The sequence below is a fragment of the Desulfocapsa sulfexigens DSM 10523 genome (assembly GCF_000341395.1).
GTDB classification, from domain to species: domain Bacteria; phylum Desulfobacterota; class Desulfobulbia; order Desulfobulbales; family Desulfocapsaceae; genus Desulfocapsa; species Desulfocapsa sulfexigens.
This window is the reverse complement of record NC_020304.1, coordinates 2,621,880-2,646,543: the sequence shown is the minus strand read 5'-3', so window position 1 is coordinate 2,646,543 and position 24,664 is coordinate 2,621,880. Positions and strand designations below refer to the sequence as shown.

At 44.9% G+C, this 24,664-nt stretch carries 20 protein-coding genes; 12 read left to right on the top strand and 8 right to left on the bottom strand.

The features are described from left to right. Positions 1-58: 58 nt before the first annotated feature. The 11 genes from UWK_RS11795 (at position 59) to UWK_RS11745 (ending at position 11,897) form a co-directional block, all read left to right on the top strand. Positions 59-1,582 carry a sensor histidine kinase gene (locus UWK_RS11795; protein WP_015404603.1) on the top strand — a complete coding sequence of 508 codons (1,524 nt, stop codon included), beginning with the start codon at positions 59-61 and terminating at the stop codon, positions 1,580-1,582. 18 nt (positions 1,583-1,600) lie between these two features. Next, positions 1,601-2,977 carry a sigma-54-dependent transcriptional regulator gene (locus UWK_RS11790; protein WP_015404602.1) on the top strand — a complete coding sequence of 459 codons (1,377 nt, stop codon included), beginning with the start codon at positions 1,601-1,603 and terminating at the stop codon, positions 2,975-2,977. Positions 2,978-2,988: 11 nt separating this feature from the next. Beyond that, entirely contained in the window at positions 2,989-4,242 is a 1,254-nt protein-coding gene (locus tag UWK_RS11785) for a 3-deoxy-D-manno-octulosonic acid transferase (RefSeq protein WP_015404601.1), read from the top strand. Between the two features lie 30 nt (positions 4,243-4,272). Beyond that, positions 4,273-5,001, top strand: a complete 729-nt coding sequence (kdsB, locus tag UWK_RS11780) for a 3-deoxy-manno-octulosonate cytidylyltransferase (RefSeq protein WP_015404600.1) — start codon at positions 4,273-4,275, stop codon at positions 4,999-5,001. A 245-nt stretch (positions 5,002-5,246) separates the two neighbouring features. Further along, complete coding sequence (locus UWK_RS11775; RefSeq protein WP_265588636.1) at positions 5,247-6,905, top strand: ABC transporter ATP-binding protein; 1,659 nt, start codon at positions 5,247-5,249, stop codon at positions 6,903-6,905. Between the two features lie 145 nt (positions 6,906-7,050). After that, positions 7,051-7,614 carry a class I SAM-dependent methyltransferase gene (locus UWK_RS11770; protein WP_052326997.1) on the top strand — a complete coding sequence of 188 codons (564 nt, stop codon included), beginning with the start codon at positions 7,051-7,053 and terminating at the stop codon, positions 7,612-7,614. A 30-nt stretch (positions 7,615-7,644) separates the two neighbouring features. Next, a complete protein-coding gene (locus tag UWK_RS11765) occupies positions 7,645-8,850 on the top strand; it encodes an O-antigen ligase family protein (RefSeq protein ID WP_015404597.1) in 1,206 nt (401 codons plus the stop codon). Beyond that, positions 8,843-9,598: a serine/threonine-protein kinase gene (locus tag UWK_RS11760; protein ID WP_015404596.1), complete on the top strand. Its 756-nt coding sequence runs from the start codon at positions 8,843-8,845 to the stop codon at positions 9,596-9,598. Before UWK_RS11765 ends, UWK_RS11760 begins: the two co-directional genes overlap by 8 nt. Beyond that, entirely contained in the window at positions 9,595-10,329 is a 735-nt protein-coding gene (locus tag UWK_RS11755; RefSeq protein WP_015404595.1) for a methionine biosynthesis protein MetW, read from the top strand. The genes UWK_RS11760 and UWK_RS11755 overlap by 4 nt, the downstream gene beginning before the upstream one ends. A gap of 12 nt (positions 10,330-10,341) precedes the next feature. Further along, positions 10,342-10,911 (top strand): CatB-related O-acetyltransferase, encoded by a 570-nt coding sequence (locus UWK_RS11750; RefSeq protein ID WP_015404594.1) that lies wholly within the window; start codon positions 10,342-10,344, stop codon positions 10,909-10,911. Continuing rightward, entirely contained in the window at positions 10,911-11,897 is a 987-nt protein-coding gene (locus UWK_RS11745; RefSeq protein WP_015404593.1) for a glycosyltransferase family 2 protein, read from the top strand. The genes UWK_RS11750 and UWK_RS11745 overlap by 1 nt, the downstream gene beginning before the upstream one ends. 23 nt (positions 11,898-11,920) lie before the next feature. On the opposite strand, the gene UWK_RS11740 is transcribed toward UWK_RS11745, so the two are convergent. Together UWK_RS11740 and UWK_RS11735 are read right to left on the bottom strand one after the other, a co-directional pair. Beyond that, complete coding sequence (locus UWK_RS11740) at positions 11,921-12,727, bottom strand: glycosyltransferase family 2 protein (protein WP_015404592.1); 807 nt, start codon at positions 12,725-12,727, stop codon at positions 11,921-11,923. A 44-nt stretch (positions 12,728-12,771) separates the two neighbouring features. Continuing rightward, positions 12,772-13,857 carry a glycosyltransferase family 9 protein gene (locus tag UWK_RS11735; RefSeq protein WP_228130013.1) on the bottom strand — a complete coding sequence of 362 codons (1,086 nt, stop codon included), beginning with the start codon at positions 13,855-13,857 and terminating at the stop codon, positions 12,772-12,774. A 377-nt stretch (positions 13,858-14,234) separates the two neighbouring features. Between UWK_RS11735 and UWK_RS11730 the strand changes: the two genes are divergently transcribed. After that, the gene (locus tag UWK_RS11730; protein ID WP_208598470.1) at positions 14,235-15,137 is read left to right on the top strand and encodes a glycosyl transferase family 90; all 903 of its coding nucleotides are present in this window, start codon (positions 14,235-14,237) and stop codon (positions 15,135-15,137) included. A gap of 16 nt (positions 15,138-15,153) precedes the next feature. On the opposite strand, the gene pilB is transcribed toward UWK_RS11730, so the two are convergent. The 6 genes from pilB to UWK_RS11700 all read right to left on the bottom strand — a co-directional run bounded on the left by pilB (position 15,154) and on the right by UWK_RS11700 (position 24,453). After that, the gene (gene pilB, locus UWK_RS11725) at positions 15,154-17,379 is read right to left on the bottom strand and encodes a type IV-A pilus assembly ATPase PilB (RefSeq protein WP_015404589.1); all 2,226 of its coding nucleotides are present in this window, start codon (positions 17,377-17,379) and stop codon (positions 15,154-15,156) included. A 207-nt stretch (positions 17,380-17,586) separates the two neighbouring features. Next, a complete protein-coding gene (locus tag UWK_RS11720; RefSeq protein ID WP_015404588.1) occupies positions 17,587-19,353 on the bottom strand; it encodes a formate--tetrahydrofolate ligase in 1,767 nt (588 codons plus the stop codon). A 274-nt stretch (positions 19,354-19,627) separates the two neighbouring features. Further along, complete coding sequence (locus UWK_RS11715; RefSeq protein WP_015404587.1) at positions 19,628-20,551, bottom strand: FAD-dependent thymidylate synthase; 924 nt, start codon at positions 20,549-20,551, stop codon at positions 19,628-19,630. Positions 20,552-20,553: 2 nt separating this feature from the next. After that, complete coding sequence (gene nifS, locus UWK_RS11710; RefSeq protein WP_015404586.1) at positions 20,554-21,741, bottom strand: cysteine desulfurase NifS; 1,188 nt, start codon at positions 21,739-21,741, stop codon at positions 20,554-20,556. Further along, positions 21,738-22,571, bottom strand: coding sequence for a Fe-S cluster assembly protein NifU (gene nifU, locus UWK_RS11705; protein ID WP_015404585.1), 834 nt, complete (start codon positions 22,569-22,571; stop codon positions 21,738-21,740). The genes nifS and nifU overlap by 4 nt, the downstream gene beginning before the upstream one ends. 121 nt (positions 22,572-22,692) lie before the next feature. After that, positions 22,693-24,453, bottom strand: coding sequence for a phosphohexomutase domain-containing protein (locus tag UWK_RS11700; protein WP_228130012.1), 1,761 nt, complete (start codon positions 24,451-24,453; stop codon positions 22,693-22,695). Between the last annotated feature and the right edge of the window lie 211 nt (positions 24,454-24,664).

The following is a 24,664-nucleotide window of genomic DNA, read 5'->3' as shown; positions in this document are numbered from 1 at the left end:
CATCACCTCAGCCTTCTTTCCTTTTTTTTCCTTTCTTTCTCTGCTAGAATAGCAGATTATGCACACCCTAAAAGTTCAGCTGGGCCTCACCCTCTCCGTTCTCCTCTTTATCAGTATGCTCCTCTTTGGTTTTGTCATACTGATGCTCTGGCAGCGTAACGGCATTACCCAGGAGATCCGGGGCAGTGAAAATCTCCTTTATTTCGCTGCGGCATCCATTGCCCCAGGAGAAGTCTCTGCCAACAATCCTCCCTTTACCGACGATATCCAGAGTTTTTTCAATGACAATGGCATTCTCTGCCTCCAGTGGCAAAATTCTCCAGACCGTCCTATGCATTCCCATGGTAGCTGTCCCGAGGATTTACCCCTTGCACCATTGCTTTCTGCTGCTGCAACCAGCACTAAGACACAAACAGGCTATTCAGGGATGTCATGGAATGGATTTTTTCTTTCAAAACAGTACCTGCTGATAGCAACCCCTCTGATTCCTGACCAAACCAATCAGGGGGCAATTGCACTTATTCGGTCACTGGATAGTGTTTCATCCTCCATCCGTGAAACACGAAAAATATTCTTTGCCTATCTCATTATCAATGTACTTATCTTCACAACCATAGGCTTTACACGCTTGATAAATCTGGTGATAAAGCCCATTGAACGACTCTCCCGCCTGGCCGACTCGCGCACTGATCTTGATGCTACGCCTTTTTTATCCGGGGAGCGACTGGGAGAGTTCACTCAACTCTCTCTCAGCCTGAATCGTCTGGTAACGCGGATAGACGGCGACAAACAGGAACTCCGTCACAGCGTCGAATCTTTAAAAAAGGCCAATGACGAGCTTCAGAAGAACCGGGATGAGATGATCAGGGCAGAAAAACTTGCATCAATTGGCAGGCTCTCTGCCGGTCTGGCCCATGAAATCGGCAACCCGCTTGGTATAATCCAGGGATACATTGATCTTCTCACAGAGCAAACTCTCAGCAACAGTGACAGGAAGGCTTTTAGCAAACGTGCCACCCAGGAACTTGACCGTATCAATACCCTTATTCGAAATCTCCTTGATCTCTCCAGAACGCCCGTGACATCTTCAGCCGAGACCATCGATATCCACCCGCTCCTGACTAACCTCATACAAACTGTTCGTGTCCGAAAGACCAGACTCCCGATCCGCTACAGTACAGATTTTCAGGCGACTGCAAGTGAAGTTCTCAGTGACAGTGACGGTCTGCGTCAGGTCTTTTTAAACTGCATCCTCAATTCAATAGATGCCATTGAAGAAACTGTCGACAGTGCTGACAACAGCATCAGCATACATACGGAAAATATGGTGTCTAAAAACGAAAGAAACTGTATTATCACGACCATTAAAGATACCGGAGCAGGTATCAGCAAGGAAAACCAAGAGGCCATCTTTGATCCATTTTTCACCACCAAGGAAGTGGGAAAGGGAACCGGCCTGGGGCTTGCTGTTGCACACAATCTGATCAAAAAATCCGGTGGCACTATCAGTATATCATCAAAGAGAGGTCGGGGAACATCCGTTATCATCACACTCCCTCTGTCACTATCTCAAAAGAAATAATCACAAAGGATTAAGTGCATGACAGATACCAACAACAAACGTCTTCTTATTGTTGATGATGAAGAAAATATGCGTCATATGCTCTCCGTGGTCACCGCCAAGGCCGGGTACCAGGTAACCATGGCCGAAAATGGCGAACAGGCCCTTGCTATCCAGAAGAAAGCACCCTTTCCTCTTATCCTCTGTGATCTGAAGATGCCCAGAATGGATGGATTGCAGTTTTTACAGGCAGTTGCAGAAGACGGCAACCAGCCCATCATTATTATGATGTCCGCATATGCGACAATAGATGATGCAGTGGAGGCCATGAAAACAGGGGCCTACGATTTTATCACTAAGCCCTTCAAAACAGCGGAGATACTTCTGGTTCTGGAAAAAGCTGTTGATCATCTTGAGTTACGCGAAGAAAACGTCAGGCTTAAAGCCAAAGTTCTCGAGTTACAGGGAACAGAGGGCTTTGAAGATATTATCGCCCATTCTGAAAAGATGCAATCCCTGCTGCAACTCACTGAAAAAGTAGCCCGCTATGACACCACCGTTCTCATTACCGGAGAATCAGGAACGGGAAAAGAACTGATCGCCAAGGGAATTCATCAGAAATCCGAAAGAAAAGAGAAACCCTTTATAGCTGTGAACTGTGGTTCCCTCCCGGAAAACCTTCTGGAGAGCGAATTTTTTGGGTATGTCAAAGGGGCATTCACCGGTGCGGATAAGGATCACAAAGGCTTGTTTGAAGAAGCAGACACAGGTACTCTTTTTCTTGATGAAGTTGGAGAGTTACCCTTGAGCCTACAGGTAAAATTACTACGGGTTCTTCAGGAGCAGGAGATCCGACCCGTTGGCGGTGTCAAAACAAAAGCTGTCGATGTCCGGGTAATCACAGCGACAGCGAAGGACATGGAACGGGAGGTGGAAGATGGCCGGTTCCGTGAAGATCTGTTCTATCGTCTCAATGTGCTTACCTTACAACTCCCTCCACTACGCGAAAGAAAAGAAGATATCCAGTATCTCTGCACTCACTTTCTTGCCATCCTCAACGAAAAGATGCATCTTGCCATTGAAGATATCTCTCCCGAAGCCATGGGAATTCTTCTCGACAGGGAGTGGAAGGGAAACATACGAGAATTGAAAAACTGTCTGGAACGAGCAGCCATCGTTGCCGAGACAAACCACATCCTGCCTGTTGATCTCATCGGCTCTCGGGACAACAGTTCCTGTGATGGCAAGATCAATGAAATACTGGGAACTTTCTCCCTGAAACAGGCCAAAATAATCATAGAAAAAAAGTTAATCAGTCGAGCACTGGAGGCCAGCAAGGGCAATAAGAGTATGGCTGCCAGAATGCTTGAAATCAGCTATCCCTCGCTGCTTGCCAAAATCAAAGAATATCTGTAGGCAAATCCTCTATGAAAGAATCTTTTTTTCTCAAGACCTTGTTTTTCTTCTATCAACTCCTGTGGGTCTGTGCCACGCCTTTTCTCCTTCGTTCTCCACGACTCAAAGAGGGTGCGGAAGAACGTACTCTCAAAAAAGTTAACTTCTCAAAAGTTGACATATGGATGCACGCAGCATCCGTTGGTGAGGCCTATATAGCAAGACAGCTCCTGAAAAATTTTGAAGATGACCTGAAACTTAAAATCCTTATCACAACGAATACCTCCCAGGGTAAAAATATCCTTGAAAAAGATCTGGCTGCAGAACAGAGGCATGCCGTCAGTATTGCCTATATGGTGTTCGACAACCCGACCCTGGTAAAAAAAGCCATCCGCATCGCCGACCCGAAGCTTTTGGTCCTTATTGAACTGGAAATTTGGCCAGCCCTTATGGCCGAGATAAAACGACAGAAGAAAAAGATGATTATCGTCAATGGTCGAATGACGGAAAAAAGTTATAAGGGATATAAAAAGACCGCCTTCCTCTGGAAGAGGCTCGCACCGGATATTATCCTGGCCAACTCAGAAGAAAACAAAAAACGGCTCCAGGATCTCTTCCAGCAAAAGAGGAGCTATTACGTTTCAAATATTAAATTTGACCAGATAAAAACATGTACAATTTCTAAAAAGGCCGTGACAAAAGACAGGACCCTCATTCTCGCCTCAATCCGAAAAGAGGAAGAAAGTGAAGTTTTTTATCTGATAACAGAACTGCTGAAACGCTTTCCGGATCTCCATATAGACCTTTTTCCCCGTCATCTGGCTAGGGTCAGTAACTGGAAAACACTGCTCACAGAAAGTCATATCAGCTGTGCGTTGAAAAGCGCCTCCTCCCTGAATGCCGTAGCTTCAGTACTTATCTGGGATATTTTTGGTGAACTACTCAACGCCTATCAGCGTGCCGATGCCGCCTTTATTGGTGGCAGCCTTGCTCCACTTGGCGGACAAAACTTTATCGAAGCATTTATGAACGGAGTCACTCCAGTAACCGGGCCCTCAATCTCAAACTTCCTCTGGGCAGGAAACGAAGTCTTTGAGAGCGGTCTTGTCAAAAAAGGCAGCAACAAAGAAGAGGTACTGAAATTACTGGAAGAAACACTTAGAAATCCAGAAGATAAGGCAACAATCCAGCAGAAGGCAAATAAATATATCCAATTAAAGCAAGGAGGGAGTAGAAAAACCTGTCGACATATTGTAGATTTGCTGCAACACTCCGACGTGAACTAAAAACTCTTTAGACATGCTGACAATAAACATATGAAAGTTATAGCAATTATCCCCGCCCGCTTTGAATCTAAACGATTTCCAGGAAAAGCTCTCACCGATATCCTGGGGAAAACGATGATCCAGCGTGTGTACGAGCAGGTTCAAAAAAGCCCTCTCATCGACTCTGTCTATGTGGCAACCGACAGTGATGCCATTCGCACCTCAATTGAAGAAATTGACGGCAGGGTCATAATGACATCAGCCCAATGCAGCTCAGGAACGGACAGGGTTGCAGAGGCGGCCAGATCATTGCACCTGAAACCAGACGATGTGGTGATCAACATTCAGGGGGACCAACCATTCCTGAAGCCGGAATGCCTTAATGACCTGGTACGAGCCTTTACAAAAACTCCTGCACTGACCATGGGCACTCTCGCCCATGAACTCACGAATGAAGAAGAGATAAACAATCCCAACAATGTAAAAGTCATTTTTGACAGGAACTCTTTTGCCATCTATTTTTCACGGGCCAAAATTCCATTCAACAGAGACAACACAGACGACACTCTCTACTATAAACACATTGGGATCTATGCTTACTCCAATCTTTTTCTCCAGGAATTCACCGACCTGCCATACTCATCACTTGAAAACATTGAAAAGCTTGAACAATTACGTGCCATTGAAGCTGGATACAAAATACAGGTAACCGTCACGGAACATGATTCTCCAAGTGTAGATGATCCGACCGATATCGAAAAACATACTGCAGCACTGTAAATCAGCCCTATCTGCTTCCATGCCTTCAAATGAACAACTGTCTTTCTCCCCTTGAGTGAAAGTATTAGATGGTTTTTTATCTATCATTAACTATGATGCTGTGAACAATAACTGTGATTGATTCTTGTGCCCGTTACACATATTTCCAACTGTCTCTTTTTTTAATTTAGCATATGCCTAACAAAATAGTCCTAAGGCGATTATACGCTCTTATTCGCCCCTACACATCTCTGTTTGCAATAGCCATGATAGCAGCGCTCGCCGTTGCCGGGTTGAGTGCTCTTCAGGCCTACATGGTCAAACCCCTGCTGGACAAGATTTTTGTCGAGAAAAGTTCCTACTTTCTCGCCATTCTCCCGCTTGCCCTTATCCTCCTGTTTGCAGTCAAAGCTTTTTTCTATGGTCTAAATTTCTACCTTCTCGAAAAAATTGGCCAAACCGTAATCCGTAATATGCGCAATAAAGTTTTCGAGCATATCCATCTCCAATCACTCTCATTCTTTCATAGAACACCCACTGGTGAGCTGATTTCCCGAGTTATCTCTGACATTAATTTTATGCAGGCCGCAATATCAACGGTGGTTGTCGGGTTACTGCGTGATTTTTTACAGGCTGTCTTCCTGCTTATCGTTATATTCACCATGGATTGGAAACTGGCCCTGCTTTCTCTGGTTTTTCTTCCATCGGCAGCCATACCCATCGTTAAATTCGGCAGGGCGTTTCGCCGGATCAGTACCACCATGCAGGAACAGATTGCTGATGTTTCCAACACCATGCACGAATCCATCACCGGCGCCCCGGTGGTTAAAGCATTCACCATGGAAAAATACGAGTCCAGCCGTTTTTCAGTGCAGGTAAACATGCTTTTTAACACCATGATGGAAAAGGCAAAATACCGTTGTATCCAACATCCATTAATGGAAGTAATTGGTGGTATTGGGATGGCTCTTATAATCTGGTTTGGCGGTAAGGAAGTTATCGCCGGCAACTCCACACCGGGAACTTTTTTTGCCTTCCTGACGGCCCTGGTAATGATTTATGAGCCCATCAAGGCAGTAAGTAAAATCAATGCAACTATTCAGCAGGGGCTTGCCGCAGCGGTGAGAATTTTCCAGTTACTTGATCAAAAGCCGGACATCCTCTCGAAAGAAAATGCTGCCGAGCTTACACCTTTTCAGAAAGAAATAACTCTTCGTGATGTACATTTCAGCTATGATGGTATATCTCCAATACTGAAAGATATTAACCTCAGCGTTCCAGCGGGTGAAATCCTGGCTATTGTTGGCCCCAGTGGTTCTGGAAAATCAACCCTCACCAGTCTGATCCCAAGATTTTTTGATATAGAAAACGGTTCTCTGCTTATTGACGGTGTAAACATCAAAGATGTTACCCTGGAATCACTTCGCAGGCAGATTGCCATCGTCACCCAACAGACGATCCTCTTCAACGACACCATCCGTGCCAATATTGCCTATGGTGACCAGGACAAATCGAACGAAGATATTGAGAGAGCGGCCGATGCAGCTCATGCCCTCAACTTTATACAGGAACTCCCAGAAGGTTTCGATACAGTTATCGGTGAATCCGGGATACGACTCTCCGGCGGTGAAAGGCAACGTCTCTCCATTGCCAGGGCTATCTTGAAAAATGCTCCCATTCTTATCCTGGATGAGGCTACATCAGCACTCGATACAGAATCGGAACGACTGGTGCAAAAAGCTCTCGAAAACCTGATGAAAGATCGTACCACTCTTGTTATTGCTCATCGTCTTTCCACCATCAAGAATGCCGACAGGATTATTGTTATTAAGGATGGAATGATTGTTGAAGAGGGAACCCACGACACACTTCTCAGCCAGAATGGCGAGTATGAAACCCTCTATAATATGCAATATCAGAACTGACAATACAACACACACTTTCTTTCCTGACCACATATACGAAACTTAATTACGGTTCTCCGGCTACTTCATGTCAATCAGCAAGTTCAAATCCATAAAACAATGCCTGAGGCGAATCCTAGGTCAAAACCCTGAACAACAGCTACTTTTGCAGTGGGAAAAAATTTATGGCCCGTTTGACCATAACAACTATGACCAATACACTTTTCATGATCTTGACAGTGAATCCGGGTACTATCATGGAGAGATCATTCGCTGGGTTCAAAAACTCTCCCCTGCGCCAAAACGGACATTGCTTGCCGGGGAGGCAAAACAGGCAGCGGTAAAACTGAAAGAAATAATGGCACTTGGTAAAGTCACCACAACCGGAGTTCTGGATGTCGATATCTTCTGGAATTTTGAAGAAAAGGCTCCTGAACTCGGCAAATTTGATCTTATCATCAGCCAGGCAATTCTCGAGCACCTCATCACCCCTTATGAACATCTGGTTTCTTTAGCCAGCCTCATGAGTCCAGGCGGATATCTCCTGGTGCACACGGTAACCCCAGGGTTTGTTTATCACAGGTACCCCATTGATAGTTTTCGTTTCTTTCCAGATTTTTTCGAGACCTTTGCCCAAAGGAATGATTTACTTGTCCACCGAAAAAGGGTACACGACAATCATATCTTCTATATTTTCCAGTGCAAAAACAGCACAACCGAGACAAGTTAAACAGCAAATCATTTCTACCATTCAGTTTATATGAATTCACTTAACCAAAAGATAGTGGCAGCGACCTCACCACTCCTCATTCTATTTGCATTCGCATTTCCACTTTCGACATCTGCAGGATCAGTTCTGGCAGTACTTCTCCTTCTTTTCTGGATGCTGTCGGGGGGACTGAAGGAAAAACTTAACGAAATACGTCTTAACCCCGTCGCTGTCGCCGTTCTCCTCTTCATCGCTCTTCATATCATCGGGCTACTCTGGAGTGAAGACCTGGCTCTTGGGCTTCATATTCTAAAAAAACAATGGAAGTTGCTGCTCTTCCCCGTCTTACTCACTCTGGTAAAGAAAGAGCATGTGAAATACTACATGGCAGCCTTTATCTTCGCCATATTCCTGAGAGCCTGTAAAGCCTACATGGTTTTGCTTGGCATAATCACCCTTCCACCCTCCTCCGTTTTTCTTACCGAGGGTACATCTCATGTGACCTACAGTCCAATGCTGGCCCTGGCATGTTATATCCTCCTGCAGAATCTGCTCTTTGCCAGCAACAAACCCATTGCTCAGTACCTGCAGTCTGCCCTGCTCCTCTTTTTCTCTGTCACCATGTTTATCACAGTCGGCCGCACCGGACAGATAGCCTTCTTTCTCTTTATAGCGATAACGGTTTTTCAATACTTTTACCGCCGGTCAAAACTGCAACTCATAACAGGCCTTCTGCTTATACCGCTCTTAATAACAGCAACCTATTTTTCTTCCTCCACATTCAGAGTTCGTACAGATCAGGCATATACGGAAATGCAGAATCATCGCCTTTGCGGCAACACCTCCTCCGTCGGTCTGAGAGTCTGGTTCGCTCAAAATACTTGCCAGCTAATAAAGAACAACGTTCTCATCGGCGTGGGAACCGGTGATTACCCTGCTGAATATGCAAAAATCAACAAGACAAACTCCCCGACTCTGCCAACCACAGATAATCCTCACAATCAATATTTACTGACAGCATCACAACTTGGCCTTTTCGGTATTATCAGTTTGATAGCTATTTTCATCTCTCAACTTGTAGTAGCCGGCAGGATAAAAGATTCTCTCACGCCTTTACGCCAGGCCTTTCCCCTATTTTTTCTTGTGATTATGCTGGGTGAATCATACCTTCAAATACATGTAACCGGATTGCTTTTTTCTCTTTTCAGCGCCATATTGTATAAAGATTTTTCACAGCCCACTTCTCTTGATGACTGATAATTTATTCATAAAAAAGAATTTCAATATTTGCCTGTTCTGTGACAAAAAATTCTACACACCAGAACTGGAGAATATTTTCAACGATCCCGATTTCCACCTTTTCTCACCAACGACCATAATTCTTCAGGATAATTTTAAATCAAGAATTGGTGTGATTACGGTAAATGGAAAAAAACTTGTTATTAAACGACACAATTTCAAATCACGCTGGCAGCAATTCAAACGTTACTTCCGTCAAACAAAATCAAGTAAAAGCTGGTACTACTCCAGACTATTGATAAACAAAAATATTTCCATTCCTCATCCTGTTGCCTGTCTTGAAAAACGGTTTGGTCCGTTTCGGAGAATTTCCTTTTTTTTCTATGAATACGTGGAAGGGATTCAGGGGGAAGAGTATCTCAGGCAACTAAGCAATTCTCCTGCAGAAGCTTCGGAAGTTATCGCCGCAGTGCTGAACACCATCGATACTATTCAGACTCTTGGCTTAATCCATGGTGATATCCGGCTGGCAAATTTTATCTTCAGTGAGAACAAACTCTACCTGATAGATTTTGATGATGTTCGAAAAAGAAGTTGGTACAAACCCAAATCAATGAAAAACCGTGACATCAGAGGATTCAGGAAAGATCTTTGTTTTAATGCACCCGAAAATCTGCTGCCACAGTTACTGAAACAACTGGATCAGTATTGTCTGGAAAAAAATATCACCATAAGCGGTCCAGATTATCAAAAGGTATCATTATGAAGTACCATAAGGAGACTTTCGTCTACGAAGGACTCAAACCGAACAACATTGACAAAATTCAATTGGACATGATCCCTCCCGGTAGCCATGTCCTGGAAATTGGCTGTGCCACTGGATATATGGGGGAATATCTGGTGCAGAAAAAAGGTTGCCGGTTTCTGGGACTAGAAACTGAAAAAGAGTCTGCTGTATCAGCTGAGGAACGCGGCCTTGCCATTCTGTGTGGAACGATTGAAGACCAGGCAATCAGTGAACAGATCAACCGCCACGTTAGGGAACACGGTCCTTTCCAGATAATTTTCATGTCTCAGGTTATAGAACACATTGCACGCCCTGAAGTCACGTTAAACCACCTCAAGCAGTGGATGCACTCCGACTGCAGCCTGGTCATTTCAACCTGTTCCATTGCCCACTGGAGATGCCGTTTTCGGCTCCTTGGCGGAACCTGGAAATACGAAGACTATGGCATATTTGACCATAGTCATCTGAGATTCTTCACTATCAAGAGTTTCCGGGAACTCCTTGAACAATGTGATTTCAAGGTAATTGATTTCGCCTATTCCTTTGAGGACATCTGCCCATTTAAAATACTCTTCGATACCCGTATCCTTGCACCCTCCGATCTTCTTCGTCTGATCCCTTTTGTCGGGATGCGATTACGCAAAAGCTATACTGATCTTTTTAAAAACTTTATTACCAAGCAATTTGTTTTTAAAGTTCAACTTAACTAAACTTCGTCAGTTATGTTTTTTAGCTCACCCAAAAAACCACCTGCCACCAGGGAACAGTTCAGCAATCCACTCTTTAGTATCGGAAAACACACCTACGGCAAGCCTGATATCCGCACCTACGGTGACAACACCCGCTTGACCATCGGGAGGTTTTGTTCCATCTCCTCAAAAGTCACTATCATCCTTGGAGGAAATCATCGAATTGACTGGATCACAACATACCCCTTCCCGGCCCTTTCCTCCAGATGGCCTGAAGCGAAGGACATCAATGGCCACCCCGGAACCAAAGGAGACTTGACCATTGGCCATGATGTCTGGATTGGTCACGGGGCAACCATCCTCTCCGGTTTAACCATCGGTTCCGGTGCAGTAATCGGTGCCTGCAGTGTGGTCAATCAGGACATCCCCCCCTACGGAATAGTTGCTGGAAATCCTGCCCGGTTACTGAGGACCCGCTTTGATCAGGAGACCTGTAATGCTCTTCTGGAAATGAGCTGGTGGAACTGGCCTGAAGATACAATAAAAAAACATATGGAGTTACTCTGCAGCAACCGCATTCATGAACTCCTCAAGGTTACCTGATGTATCGCCCTCTGCTCTGTAGTGTTATTATAGTTTCCTATAACAATTTTGATACAACAACCGGTCCCTGTCTGGACAGTCTGGCTCAATCACCTGAAGATATGGAAATAATTGTTGTGGACAACAACTCGGACAGTTCCACAAAACAGCTACTGACTCTGGCCGGAGAAAGAGATTCTCGAATTAGATTGTTCTTTCTTGATGAAAACAGGGGCTACGCCGCAGGAAATAACATCGGAGCCAGGGCCGCCAGTGGGGAATTTTTTCTCCTCCTGAATACCGACACCCTGGTACCACCAGGAACCATATCTCTTTTCAGCTCCCTTATGCAGCAAAACCCTGATTGGGATATGTTGGGACCGGTAACAAACAACTGTGGTAACGATCAGCAAATATACACCACGGGAAAAACCCCCGAAGAGATCCTCAGCCAGGGAATTCATTGGAGCAATCACTCAGCAAAACTCAGCTTTCAGACTGATCGACTTATTTTTTTCTGTGTGCTGATACGAAGAACACTCTATGAAGAATTACAGGGCTTGGATGAAGATTTTGGTCTTGGTTATTACGAAGACACTGATTTTGTTTACAGAGCGATAAAGTCAGGGAAGCGGATGATGATAAGCGAAAAGATTTTTGTCTACCATCAGGGGAAAGGTAGTTTTTCAAAGGTGAGTGGTGCTGTGCGAAAACTGATGAAAAAAAACCGGAAACTGTTCAAGAAAAAGCATGGTCACGGTGAGACCACTGACCACTGGCGAATAAAGAACCTCCAGGCCATGGAGAGGTATCTGAAGCATCTTAATAAAAACACACCGTTGGCAGAGCTTCAGTACTCCTTCTCAAATCGTCAACGAATTGCAGAGGAACTGATGCCAAACAGCCCGCTTAAACGTTTCTTCTATCGCCGTAACCTTATCAGGACTATTGCTCGCTTCAAGAGGAGAATCAACCAGCGGCAAAGTCAGGACTCTGTTACAATATAAAAAAAATCTGATAAAAACTATTATCAGCTGCAGGCCTCACAGTTTCCGATATGCTTATCCAGTCCATTCTCACACCAGTTTTTTTTCATCCTTAAAGTATCCGAAAGCAGATCATTATTTTGGCTCAGGAAATCTCTCGACTGGGACTTGTGGTAAAGATGATAGGCCAGGGCATTAAACTTCACATTCTGCCTTCTGATCCCGATATTCAACAGACGGGCTGCAAACTCTGTATCTTCATGCCCCCATCCGACAAATTCCTCATTGAAACCATTTACCGTCACAGCGTCTTTTTTCCAGAAGGCAAAATTACAAGTCTTAATCCCACCCAACCTACTGTTTTTAAAAGAAAGAACCCTGGACAGAAAACGGGAACGAATGCAGTTTTTCCGATTGCCAATACTATCACCGAAAACACTTACCCGAATGTCACCGGAAGCAACAATCTTCTCTGTTGTCTTTTGACTTAATATAACCCTGGATCCCTGAACAAAATATCCGGGTGTCGCATAGTATAGATGATCTTCGACAAAATGTTCATCGAGCATTATATCTCCATCAACCAGAATACAGTAATCAGCCATGCTCCTTGCCATTGCCATATTCCGACATCTTGCAGGACGAAAGCCCCTATCCTCCTGCCAGCAGTGGTACACAGGGATATCAGTCTCCTCTCGCATCTCTTTCACCAACTCAGCCGTCTCGGTGGTCGAGCCATCGTCAGCAACAATTATTTCCGATGGAGGTACAACCTGATTCAGTGCTGTCTGCAGCGTCAATCGTAATGTATCGGTATTATTATACGTAGTTATAATAAGTGCTATTTGCATGGTGAGGATACCTTAAAATTTGTAATCATAATCGTCTACACAGCTCAGAAAAGAAGCAGAGCCTGTTCATAAACCTGATCCACGGAAATTGAATGCATACAGATAAGGTCTTCACAGCTTCTTTTTCGACAGACCAGACAATCAAGCATTTCATTTCTCACAATTTTACCGGGCACCTTGTATGGCCCAACCAGTTCTGGATTCGTTGGGCCAAAAAGAGCAACTACAGGAATTCCGGCCAAGGCCGCCATGTGCATGGGACCGGTATCCACCCCTATGTAGAGTAATGACTGTTTAATCAGAGCCGCAGACTGGATAAGGGATAACTCTCCTCCCGTTACCAGTGGACGAGTAACCATTAATTCGGCGATACTGTCAAGTATTGGTCTGTCTTGACGGGAACCAGCCAGAACCACGTTAGCACCTGCTTCCTGCTGTAACCTGTCTCCAAGAGCTGCCCATCGCTCAACAGGCCAGAACTTTGTCTCCCATCGCCCCACTGGATTACAATAAACCAGTGGTTTCCCGTCATCTGGAATACATTCCCTTACCCTCGCCAGATCCTTATCACTCGTTTGCAGGAAAAAATCTTCGTCTTCAACAGGACACCCGAAAAAGGAGGCAAAAAGTAAATTTTTGTCCTGAGCATGCATTATTGATTCAGGAACTTTTACCAGTTGATGCTGAAAGAGAGTATTTAGCTCCTTGGCAACTGAGAATCCAATCCGGACTCCGCCAGGATTGCAGAGTGCAAGTATTCCACTACGAAATGAAGCGTGAAGATCAAGAACCAGGTCGTAGGGGTTTTTGGAAAGGGATTTCCTTAAATCCCTGAGCGTTCGTAATGTTGCCATAACAGCTTTTAAAAAAGCAGTTTTCCCGGCATTGGGTTCGCTGGTCGAAGGGATATCGATTACAAACACATCATCCACTGCTGTATCCCTTTTTACTATTGAGGCAAACGCCTTTTGAACAACCCATCCTATCGAAATTGCAGGATGACATCGCTTCAGTGCATGAACGAGAGCCAGAGTATGAATAATATCACCAAGTGAGCTTTGCTTAACAATTAATATTCTTTGACATTTCAATAAAATATCAGTTTTTGAGCGTTCTTTCTTTGAGGACATAATTTTGAATTGAAAATTAACGGCAGGGGCCATGACGGGATTTTTTCAACACCACAGTAACTGAAGATGTGATCTGGTTCACATTATTGCAATCTGAGTAAGTATGATCTTCAGTCAGTGTCACAGATATTTAAAAGATCATACAGTAATGACTCAAAAAAACCATTACAAAATAGTAGAACATACGGTACTATTTGCAGGTTTGACGCTCAAGTACCACTGTCAGGGCGCCGGAAACCTCATTGAATAAGCACCTCACAACACAGAACCACAGACAACCTATTCATATGCAGTTTATAAAAAGGCTGGACAAGAAAATTTCCAAACTTACCTCACGCAAACATAAGAATTCGAAAAATATCTTTTACCTCAAGGGAATGACCAACATTTTAACTCCCGCCATCTATCTTCGATGGAAACTCCCACATTTGCTGGCCTCAATCTCCTGCTATGACCAGAACTCTATTCTTGACAGGGTCGCTTATTACAATAAAAAGCAGAAACCATTCACTCTGGGAGCGGATCGAGTTCAATCGGCCGATCTCACGACCCGGAAAAACTTTGTCTATTATCTTGATTTCAAGAAATATTGCCGTTTCTTTGACCCGTCATTTTTCTTTCATTACCAATTTGGTGACGTCGTTACAGTCCCGGTACATCCAACCTTTGTCAAAAGCCGGCCACTCACAGAAAACAATGCAAATGGAATTATTTTAAAACTCAACAGCATCCGCCACTTCACATTTGTAAAAGACCCTCTTCCATACCAGCACAAAAAAAACAAACTTGTCTGGCGTGGAAAGGCCGGTGTTCAGGAACGAAAAGATTTTGTCCGGCAACATTTTGACAATCCACTTTTTGACATTGGCCAGTCAAATCAACCGGAGGAGGGAGGGGATCCCAGACGACAAAAACGATTTATGTCCATAGAAAAGCAGTTGCAGTATAAATTCATTCTCTCCATTGAGGGCAATGATGTGGCAACAAACCTTAAATGGATTATGTCTTCCAACTCCCTCTGTTTTATGCGAAAACCCCGTTTTGAAACCTGGTTTATGGAGGGAAGGCTTCTACCTGACATTCATTATGTTCTGTTACGGGATGACTATTCAGATATTGAAGAAAAAATGAATTACTATCTGCAGCATGAAGAAGAGGCTCTGAAAATCCTAAAAAATGCCCAGGCATACATACAACAGTTTCAAAACAATAAAACTGAAACGCTGATATCCCTTCTGGTATTTAGAAAATATTTTGAACAGAGCGGACAACTCAGATGACCGACATCAATCCCTTTCAGCGCGGTGGTGCCTTACGGGGAGCAGCACCAGCCAATTTAACTATAATCTGATTTGATTTATGAAGTCTCGCGGCCATGGCCTTAAAAAGATGACGGGAGACATCAGGGTATTTTGCTATAATTTCGTCCAGCTTGTCACCGGGGTACCTCTTGATTGCAGACCTGCCAAGTGAAACAATGGATGCATTTCGGGGTTCACCTGAGAGGACTGCCATCTCACCAAAATATTCGCCAGGTTCTGTAAGTTCGGCAATCTTCTTTCCACCCTTTAATACCGACAAGCCGCCCCGAAGCAGTTTGAAGAAATCCACGTCGGTATTCCCTTCACGAATAACCACATCGCCATCTTCATAGTTTTCTATATCAGGATTGAGAAGATATGCAGGGAGACTTTCTTCATGAGCAACGGTCCTGCGAAGAGCCTCATCCACACTGGTAACTCCCTGCCTTACCTTTTCAATGGCCGCATCGCGTAATGGAACCATTCCCTCCTGAACAGCAATTTTACGTAATTGGTCTTCGGGAACTTCAGCACTGATCGCTTTTGCAACTTCATCGGTCACCTCCAACAACTCAAAAAAACCGATTCGGCCTCTATATCCAAGACCGTTACATTCAGGACAGCCAACAGGGCCATAGGTGACAACATAATCGACTTCATCTTCATGAAAACCCATGCTGATGAGTTCCTGAGGGTCACGCTGTTCAGGTTTTTTACACGCCTGACAGAGCTTCCGCCCTAGTCGCTGAGATAACACCATTGTCACAGCAGAGGCAAGCATGAAAGGTGGTATACCGATATCTATAAGACGAGCAATGGTTGCAGCACTATCGTTGGTATGAAGGGTTGAGAAAACGAGATGTCCGGTCATTGCCGCTTTAATAGCAATCTCGGCAGTTTCCATATCACGAATCTCACCTACCATAATAATATCCGGATCCTGACGAAGAAATGCCTTCAGGGCAGCAGCAAATGTCATTCCTACCTCAGAATGAACATTGACCTGATTAATCCCCTTAAAGTTAAACTCCACCGGATCTTCTGCTGTTAGAATCTTAATATCCTCAGCGTTCAATGAGTTCAGGGCAGAATAAAGTGTAACGGTCTTTCCGGAACCCGTGGGACCAGTGACCAGAAGCAACCCCTGGGGCCTGTTTAAACAGCGTTTCAATGCCTCAAAGGTCTCCTTTTCGAAACCAAGCTTGGTTAAATCTACGTTAAGAGACCCCTTGTCAAGAATACGAAGAACAACGGATTCACCAAACAGCGTCGGAAGAGTAGAAACACGAAAGTCAACGGAACGGTTACGTCCCAGCCGCATCTTAATACGACCATCCTGAGGGATACGACGCTCAGTAATGTCCAGATCAGCAAGAATCTTGAGGCGTGCCGCCATTGCATTTTTGATGCTCAACGGCAGGTTCATGGATTTAAAAAGAGAACCATCCTTACGGTAACGAACCTGCATGGTCTTCTCATAGGGTTCCACATGGATATCAGAAACCCCATCCTGAACAGCCTTTACCAGAATACCATTGACCAGCTTGATAATAGGAGCATCGTTAGCAGCAAACTGATCTCCAGTACTCTCATCTTCAATAGCTTCAATCTCAAATTCATCTGCTGCATCGGCTACGATCGAACCAAAGTCATCAACCTCGGTGACCGCCATTTCTTCTTCAGCTTCATCTCTGTTGGTGAAGAAGGTTTCAGCCTCAGCATCATCAATCTTATAATAGGTTTTATAGGCCTCAACGATATCTCTTTCCATGGAGACACAGACAGCCAGATTTTTTCCCACCTCATCCTGAAGCTTTTCGACAGCTTCAGTATCAGTAGGTTCAGCCATACTTATCTGAAGCGTGTTGCCAGCGATACGGAGAGGAAAAGCCATATACTTCTTGGCAATTTTATAGGGCACAAGAGTAACGGCATCTTTACTGGGTGGTTCTTTACTTATTAAAACAGGAGTGAAGTTATGTTGACGACTGAGAAAATTATAGACGGTATCAGCATCGATATAATCAAATTGACGTAGGATAGCGCCCAAGCGGCCTCCGTTCTTCTGGAGTTCTTTCTTGGCTGTTTCAAGCTGAGCAGGAGTGATATAGCCAGCTTTACTTAAGAGCTCTCCGACTTTTACTTTTCCGGCACCAGAGCGATCCTTTACCGTGCCCTTGAGAGAACTTCTTTTATTCTCTATCTTCTGTTTTACAGCCATAGTATTACAATTAATTTAGAAAATTAAAATACACCCATAAATAGTGCCAGTCTCCAGTATGTCAGTCCATTTAACAATACAACCTTTTATTTAAAAAAACAAACGGGTTAAGAAAAGTTCACTTTTCCTAACCCGTTATTTTTAAGCTCACGGGAAACTCCCCTGGCTTTATCACACATTACTACTTGTTTTTACAATACTAAAACCTTAGAACACCCCTTTTACTTTTCCAGTCTCAACATCAACGTCAACCCGTCGATACGCAGGATCAGAACCGGTACCAGGCATCAGGCTAATAGCTCCGGCAACAGGTACAACAAATCCAGCGCCTTTGTATGTCAAAATGTCACGAATAGGCAGCGTCCATCCCTTTGGGGTTCCTTTAAGAGCAGGGTTATGAGAAAGAGAGAGGTGTGTTTTGACCATACAGGTTCCCATCTCAGCCATATCAGGGTCTGCCCCAAGACGCTTCAGTTTAGCCTGAGCCTCTGGAGTATAACTCACGCCATCTGCGCCATAAACTTCCCTTGCGATAAGATCAATACGCTTATCAAGAGGATCGCTCAGGTCGTACAGGAATTTGAAATCATTTGGCTCTTCACAGGCATCAACAACCGCATCCGCAAATTCAAGAGCACCCTCTCCACCATGTTCCCAATGACGGGAAAGGGCAACACGAGCGCCAGCCGCTTCACATATACGACGAACTGCAGCAATCTCGTTATCGGTATCAGTATAGAAAGCATTGATACAGACAACAGGATTGATCCCAGCCTTTTTAACAGTTTCAATGTGATGAATAAGATTCTTGCAACCCTCTTCGACCCAGCCGACGTTCTCAGTGTTATACTCAACAGGCATGGGCTTTCCAGGAACCGGAATTGGCGCACCACCGTGACACTTAAGAGCTCGAATGGTCGCAACAACAACTGCGCAATTTGGCTTGTTTCCGGAGAAACGGCATTTAAGGTTCCAGAATTTCTCGAATCCGATATCTGCACCAAAGCCTGATTCAGTAACGTTATAATCAGCAATTTTCAAACCAACACGATCAGCAATAACAGAAGACTGACCAATAGCGATATTTGCAAATGGTCCTGCATGAACAAGTACCGGCTGACCTTCAAGTGTCTGCATCAGGTTAGGATTGAGGGCCTGAACCATCCATGCGGTCATGGCACCATCAACTTCAAGGTCAGCTGTGGTGATAGGTCGGTCCTGCTTGTCGTAAGCAACAACAATTTTAGCAATACGGCGGCGCATATCAGCCAGATCGTTGGCGATGGCGAGAATGGCCATAATCTCGGAGGATACAGCGATTGCAAAGGAAGATTTCATGGTGAAACCATCCATTTTACCGGGTCCCTGACCGATGGTGATATCACGAAGGGCCTGAGCACAGAAATCCATGATCCAGTTAAACTCAACCTTTTTGGGGTGGATATCAAGGCGTTTCAGATTACGCTGAGCAAGCTGCTCATCGGTGTAATTTGCCTCATGCTGCATACGCGATGTGAGAGCAACCATACCAAGGTTGTGCGCATTCATAATGGCATTGATGTCACCGGTCAAACCAAGGGAAAACTCCGTAAGAGGAATACACTGGGCAAGTCCACCACCAGCAGCTGAACCCTTTATGTTCATAGTGGGCCCACCGGAAGGCTGGCGGATGGCACCAACAACTGATTTATTCCGTTTACCAAGCCCCTGAACAAGCCCCATGGCGCATGTGGATTTCCCTTCACCAAGAGGGGTCGGACTGATGGCGGTCACATCAACATATTTTCCATCAGGCTTATCGGCAAGACGACTCATGATCTTATTAAAATCAAGTTTCCCGACATAATGACCATAGGGAAGTACTTCTTCCTTATCGAGTCCCAGCTGTTCACCAAGCTCATAAACGGTTTTCATACGGGACTCAGCTTCAGCAGCAATTTCCCAGTCAGCATGTTTCGTTGGATCAAGAGCCATATTGATCTCCTTTTGTTATAAAAATTAATTTGTTAGACCTGATTGCAGTCAGGACGAGTTGATACTTCATCAGAATTGATGCTCTATATAACTAATTTTTAACAAAGTGTCAATACGAGCACAACAGACAAAAAAAGCCCTTATCCAGAGAACAGGATAAGAGCTTTTCTTTCAGTACAGAACTGGCATTTTATTGTTTGGTCGAAAATTCTCCACAGCGAAGGAAATTTTGCAACTAAAAACGGAAAGCAGGCTTCAGAACATAATTACACCATCAGAAGATCGCCGGATAGCGTTTTTTCATTTCAGCAGCAAGCGGAATCATAACTTCCCGCATGGAAGGTTCGGCTGCAGGAGTTGTTCGTAATTTAAAAATATGGCTCCACTCTGCAAGATTACAATAAACAATAATTTCTGTCTTGCAGGAATTAGGCAACACAGTCCGGGCAGCCTGAGGCGTGGAAGATTCAAGGAGTTTCAAATATATTTTTTCTGTATCTTCCATGGCCTTTTGCCAGAGCACAAACTCGTCGCTCCCCTCTTTATAGAACAGGGGTCTGATAAAAGTCACCTGATTATCAAACTTATCCTGACTATAGCGGCAGTAGCGTTGACTTTCCTGCAAAAAAGAACAGGGACGATGTCGCACGATTTCGTGAGTCACGGCACGATTTGTGATAAACTTCACACCAAGAAAACGATGCTTGGAAATATTTTCCTCTGGAAGCGAATCCACCTCCTGCAAATCCAATTTCCTGACCGTTATATCTTTTCCCTGTCCATTACCACCGTCCCAAACACCCTCGAAAAGATAGGAATGCCTGGCAACCATAAAAGCAACCATGGCTTCAACCAGCGCATTCGTCCCTGCTCGCTGATACAACTCTCGAAGACTTCGAATGGATGCGGTCACCAAAACCTCAGAACCCAGACGATCGATAAAAAGATATTTGGGTTCTAAGGCCAGTAAAGCATCAAATTGGTCATCGGAGCACACAATACCCAATGTGACCACCGCCATTTCCATCACAGAATTGTGACCGTGCTCAGCTATCTTTTTCACAAAAGGAAGGGCAGAATTTTCATCAATAAGGCCCTCACTCTTGTAACAGATACGTCCACAGGCCTCAAGGCGCACAACAAGTGATGCCCGATCCAGATCATCCTGAATTTCAAACGACGGGTCAACAATCCGCATAATTATTCCGCCTCCCAGAAAGGTGAGAGTTCACGCAGTTCGGCAATAATCGGAGGCATTTTCTCCAACACAAAATCCACTTCAGCTTCGGTATTATAGACACTTAACGAGTACCTGATGGAACCATGGGCCGCAGTAAAGGGAACCCCCATGGCTCGCAGAACATGGGATGGCTCAAGAGAGCCTGAAGTACAGGCAGAGCCTGATGAAGCACAGATATTATACATATTCATGTGCAGCAGAATGGCTTCACCCTCCACAAATTCAAAACTGATATTTGTGGTGTTGGGAAGTCTGTCTGTTTTGTGACCATTGAGCATGGATTTGGGCACTGTTGCAAGTAACCCCTCCTCAAGCCGATCACGAAGGGCTCGCACTCTGGTATTCTCCTCCTCCATCATCTTTCCCGCAAGCTCACACGCCTTGCCAAGACCAACAATAGATGCCACGTTTTCGGTACCACCGCGCCTTCCACCTTCCTGATGGCCACCTGCCAGAAAGGGAACAAAGGGCGTTCCCCGCTTCACATATAAAACTCCAACACCTTTGGCAGCATGAAGTTTGTGACCGGATATGGACAGAAAATCGATATCAAGATCCTTCAGATTTATAGGAATCTTCCCAACAGCCTGAACCGCATCGGTGTGAAACAGGATTCCCCTTTCTTTGGCCATGGTTGCCATTTTTTCCACGGGAAAAATTACACCGGTTTCATTATTAGCCCACATCACAGAAACAATGGCTGTATCTTCGGCCAGGGCTTCTTCATAGCTCGCAAGATCAAGGGTGCCATCGGATTCCACCTGAAGCCGCGTGACCCGATGCTTGTGACCGGTAAGCCTGTCTAAATTTTCACAGAGATGCTTAATGGCAGGATGTTCCACCCGGGTGGTAATAATATGCCTTTTTTCGGGAAAGGCCTGCAGGGCAGAAAGGATCGCTGTAGAGTCACTCTCCGTCCCACAGCTGGTGAAGGTGATCTCCGTTGGCTCTGCACCGATCAACTCAGCCACCTGCCCTCTCGCCTTTTGCACAGCGCTACCCACCTGACCACCAAAATTATGCATGCTGGATGGGTTACCGTAGCATTCGGTCAGGAAGGGCATCATGGCATCAACCACCTCAGGAGCTACCCTGGTGGTGGCATTATTATCCATGTAAATCACTTTATCTGCATCACAGTTCATCATTTGGCCTCCTCAACAATCAGCGTGTCGAGCACCAACTCACGCAATTTTTTCTCCACATACTCTTTGAGAGTTGTTTGTGACTTGGCACAACTGGTACAGGCGCCACGCAGAGAAACCATTACAAAATCTCCATCAACATCAACAAGTTCAATATCACCACCATCCTTTTTAAGAGCCGGCTTTATCTCACGCTCAAGAACTTCTTCAATTTTTTTGATCTTCTGAAGAGTCGTCAAACGTTTGGGTCCTTCAGCAGTAACCGGAACAATGGGAATCCCACTGATCGTCGTCTGGAGAAGATCACGCAGTTTATCTTCACATTTTCCACAACCGCCACCTGCCTTGGTGAAGTTAGTGATTTCCTCAACGGAACGAAGATCTGATTCTTTAATTGCCCGAATCACGTCAAGATCGGTCACACCAAAACATTCACAGACGACTTCACCTTCAGCCATGGGCAGGATTACACCACGATAATCGGCAATGGCAGCCTCCAGAGCTTCACGTCCCATAACAGAACAGTGCATCTTCTCCTTCGGCAGACCACCCAGATAATCAGCAATGTCGTCGTTAGTAATTTTTTCTGCTTCATCGACGGTCATACCGATCACCATAAGGGTTAGAGCAGAGGAAGAGGCAATGGCAGAGGCACAGCCGAAAGTCTTGAACTTGGCATCAACTATGACGTTATCTTCAATCTTTAACGTCAGCTTCAGGGCGTCGCCACAAGCCAAAGAACCAACATCCCCGATACCGCTTGGATTCTCAATTTCCCCAACATTTTGAGGATGTAAAAAGTGTTGCTGAACTTTATCCGTATATTCCCACATGATCTACTCCTGAGTGTTCTTAAATGAGATACCAACAACCCCAACGCATGGGATTGGAAAAATTTCGAGACAGTTCAGCTACTCTAATACTGCAGAAGCAAAAATCAATGAGAAATGCTTTTTATATAAGACCTATTTCATCCAACATTCCACGGGCCGCCTCTACAAGCGCCGCAGTGCCACTTTTTGTTCGCGATTCAACATAGAAACGCACCTTTGGTTCCGTCCCGGACGGCCTGATCATCAGCCATGAACCATCCTCAAAAATCATCTTTCGGCCATCAATGTCGATCACCTGAGTGATACGCTGCTCTGTTCCACCCACATTAACAACTGCACCCACGCCATACTTTTCAAGTTTCAACAGAGCAGCATGCAGCACTTCTCCCTGAACACTGACCGGAAGACCGTCTCTGTCAGGATAAAAGGCACCATATTCCTTTTCAATCTCCGCAAGATACTCTCCAAGATTTTGCCTGCGACTGATTACCATATCAAGCGCCAGAAGGAGACCGATATAGGCGTCCTTCTCAGGGGTATGGCCAATAATAGAGATACCATCGGATTCTTCAAAGTAGACAAGAGCCTTACCAATAACCGGTTTAAACTCTTTGAATCCTACTCGAGGCTCAAAGGTCTCTTCTCCGAACACCTCGGCCAGACGATTGGCAAGGTTGGAGGTCGCCACGGTTTTTGCGACCATTCCTTTCTTGCCTTTACCTTCATGAAGAAAGTGGTAAGCCATGGCACCGAACTGGTTCATGCTTATCTCAACCGTGCCATCGGTGAACCTGATCCGATCACCATCGGGATCTATAATGGCTCCAACCTTCAAAGGTTCTTTTCGTTTCTGCAGGGTCGTGATGACGCCAACCATATTAGCTGATGATGGTTCCGGGGCTATCCCGTCAAAAGTAACATCGGAACTGTCACGCAACTGTATTAACCTGTCGTTTTCAACCCCCTCAAACAGTGCCGGAATATGTATCCTGCTGGCTCCGTGAACTGAATCTATAACAGCCACAATTTCTGTATCCGTGGCAAACCTGTTCATAATATCGTCATAATGAACATCGTGAATGTCTTTATTGTTGCGAACAAGCTGTTTCCATGTCCCAAGGGCATCAAAGGGCAACACATCGTCACGATCAGCAGCTGAAACAACGGGTTTATCCAGTGCCACAAATGGAGAGCCTGCTCCTGCTATGATCTGCCGGGCCTTTTCGGTAATGCGCCCGGTAAGCTCTGTCGCGGCAGGGCCTGCATCCGCAGCGTTATACTTAAAACCGGCATACTCAAGGGGATTATGGGAGGGGGTCAGGTTCACTGAGAAGGCGGCGTTGAGTTCGAGCACTGCAGCAGAAAGAACTCCGGTAGTAGATTCCCCTGCATAGTGAACAACAAATCCTGCCTTGACCAAGACTTCAGTCACGGCTCCGGCAAGTATTTCTCCTCCAAAACGGTTATCAAAACCGAGTACACAGCCACGCTTTCTGGCCTCATCCAGGCTGGTAACACCCAAAAACAGACCAAGTTCCGGCTCTTCATCGAGTGCGACGTAAAGGTCTACAATGGCAGCAGTCACAAAAGAGACTGAACGGACAAACAGATCTTTTCCTATCATGCCACGCCAGCCGGATGTTCCGAATTTAACAGCCGTCACCGGCTCACCAGCATTACAGATAATTTCATCCATAATCAAAGCGTAAACCTGATCTATGGCCTGCTGCCACTGCACTCCTTCTGCTTTACGCAGCGCAACCAATTCCTTGACAAGGCCAAAATAATCACTTTCAGAATGGTCCTTACCGATATTACACTTCTTATAGAGTTCTTTTATTTTTGCAGCCTGAGACATGGCGTCGCCCTCCATATTTTCCATAGAGATTTATTGACATCATTCAATTAAGAGTTAAAAAACAGTATCACACTTCCACCCGCAGTTCTACTTTTTCATTCCAGAAAAGCCGGAATTTACCGCCCTATTACTTGACGGATTGACAATTATTTTTATATAATGCATCAGATTTTTTTGACTTTCATCTTTCATCCTTTTATATAAAGGCTGACTTTTTCATTTCAGGCATATTCGT

Bases quoted from the DNA above. Each gene is read 5' to 3' on its own strand.
- UWK_RS11795 (WP_015404603.1), top strand. From the start codon at position 59: ATGCACACCCTAAAAGTTCAGCTGGGCCTCACCCTCTCCGTTCTCCTC.
- UWK_RS11790 (WP_015404602.1), top strand. From the start codon at position 1,601: ATGACAGATACCAACAACAAACGTCTTCTTATTGTTGATGATGAAGAA.
- UWK_RS11785 (WP_015404601.1), top strand. From the start codon at position 2,989: ATGAAAGAATCTTTTTTTCTCAAGACCTTGTTTTTCTTCTATCAACTC.
- kdsB (WP_015404600.1), top strand. From the start codon at position 4,273: ATGAAAGTTATAGCAATTATCCCCGCCCGCTTTGAATCTAAACGATTT.
- UWK_RS11775 (WP_265588636.1), top strand. From the start codon at position 5,247: ATGATAGCAGCGCTCGCCGTTGCCGGGTTGAGTGCTCTTCAGGCCTAC.
- UWK_RS11765 (WP_015404597.1), top strand. From the start codon at position 7,645: ATGAATTCACTTAACCAAAAGATAGTGGCAGCGACCTCACCACTCCTC.
- UWK_RS11760 (WP_015404596.1), top strand. From the start codon at position 8,843: ATGACTGATAATTTATTCATAAAAAAGAATTTCAATATTTGCCTGTTC.
- UWK_RS11755 (WP_015404595.1), top strand. From the start codon at position 9,595: ATGAAGTACCATAAGGAGACTTTCGTCTACGAAGGACTCAAACCGAAC.
- UWK_RS11750 (WP_015404594.1), top strand. From the start codon at position 10,342: ATGTTTTTTAGCTCACCCAAAAAACCACCTGCCACCAGGGAACAGTTC.
- UWK_RS11745 (WP_015404593.1), top strand. From the start codon at position 10,911: ATGTATCGCCCTCTGCTCTGTAGTGTTATTATAGTTTCCTATAACAAT.
- UWK_RS11740 (WP_015404592.1), bottom strand. From the start codon at position 12,727: ATGCAAATAGCACTTATTATAACTACGTATAATAATACCGATACATTA.
- UWK_RS11735 (WP_228130013.1), bottom strand. From the start codon at position 13,857: ATGTCCTCAAAGAAAGAACGCTCAAAAACTGATATTTTATTGAAATGT.
- UWK_RS11730 (WP_208598470.1), top strand. From the start codon at position 14,235: ATGACCAACATTTTAACTCCCGCCATCTATCTTCGATGGAAACTCCCA.
- pilB (WP_015404589.1), bottom strand. From the start codon at position 17,379: ATGGCTGTAAAACAGAAGATAGAGAATAAAAGAAGTTCTCTCAAGGGC.
- UWK_RS11720 (WP_015404588.1), bottom strand. From the start codon at position 19,353: ATGGCTCTTGATCCAACGAAACATGCTGACTGGGAAATTGCTGCTGAA.
- UWK_RS11715 (WP_015404587.1), bottom strand. From the start codon at position 20,551: ATGCGGATTGTTGACCCGTCGTTTGAAATTCAGGATGATCTGGATCGG.
- nifS (WP_015404586.1), bottom strand. From the start codon at position 21,741: ATGATGAACTGTGATGCAGATAAAGTGATTTACATGGATAATAATGCC.
- nifU (WP_015404585.1), bottom strand. From the start codon at position 22,571: ATGTGGGAATATACGGATAAAGTTCAGCAACACTTTTTACATCCTCAA.
- UWK_RS11700 (WP_228130012.1), bottom strand. From the start codon at position 24,453: ATGGAAAATATGGAGGGCGACGCCATGTCTCAGGCTGCAAAAATAAAA.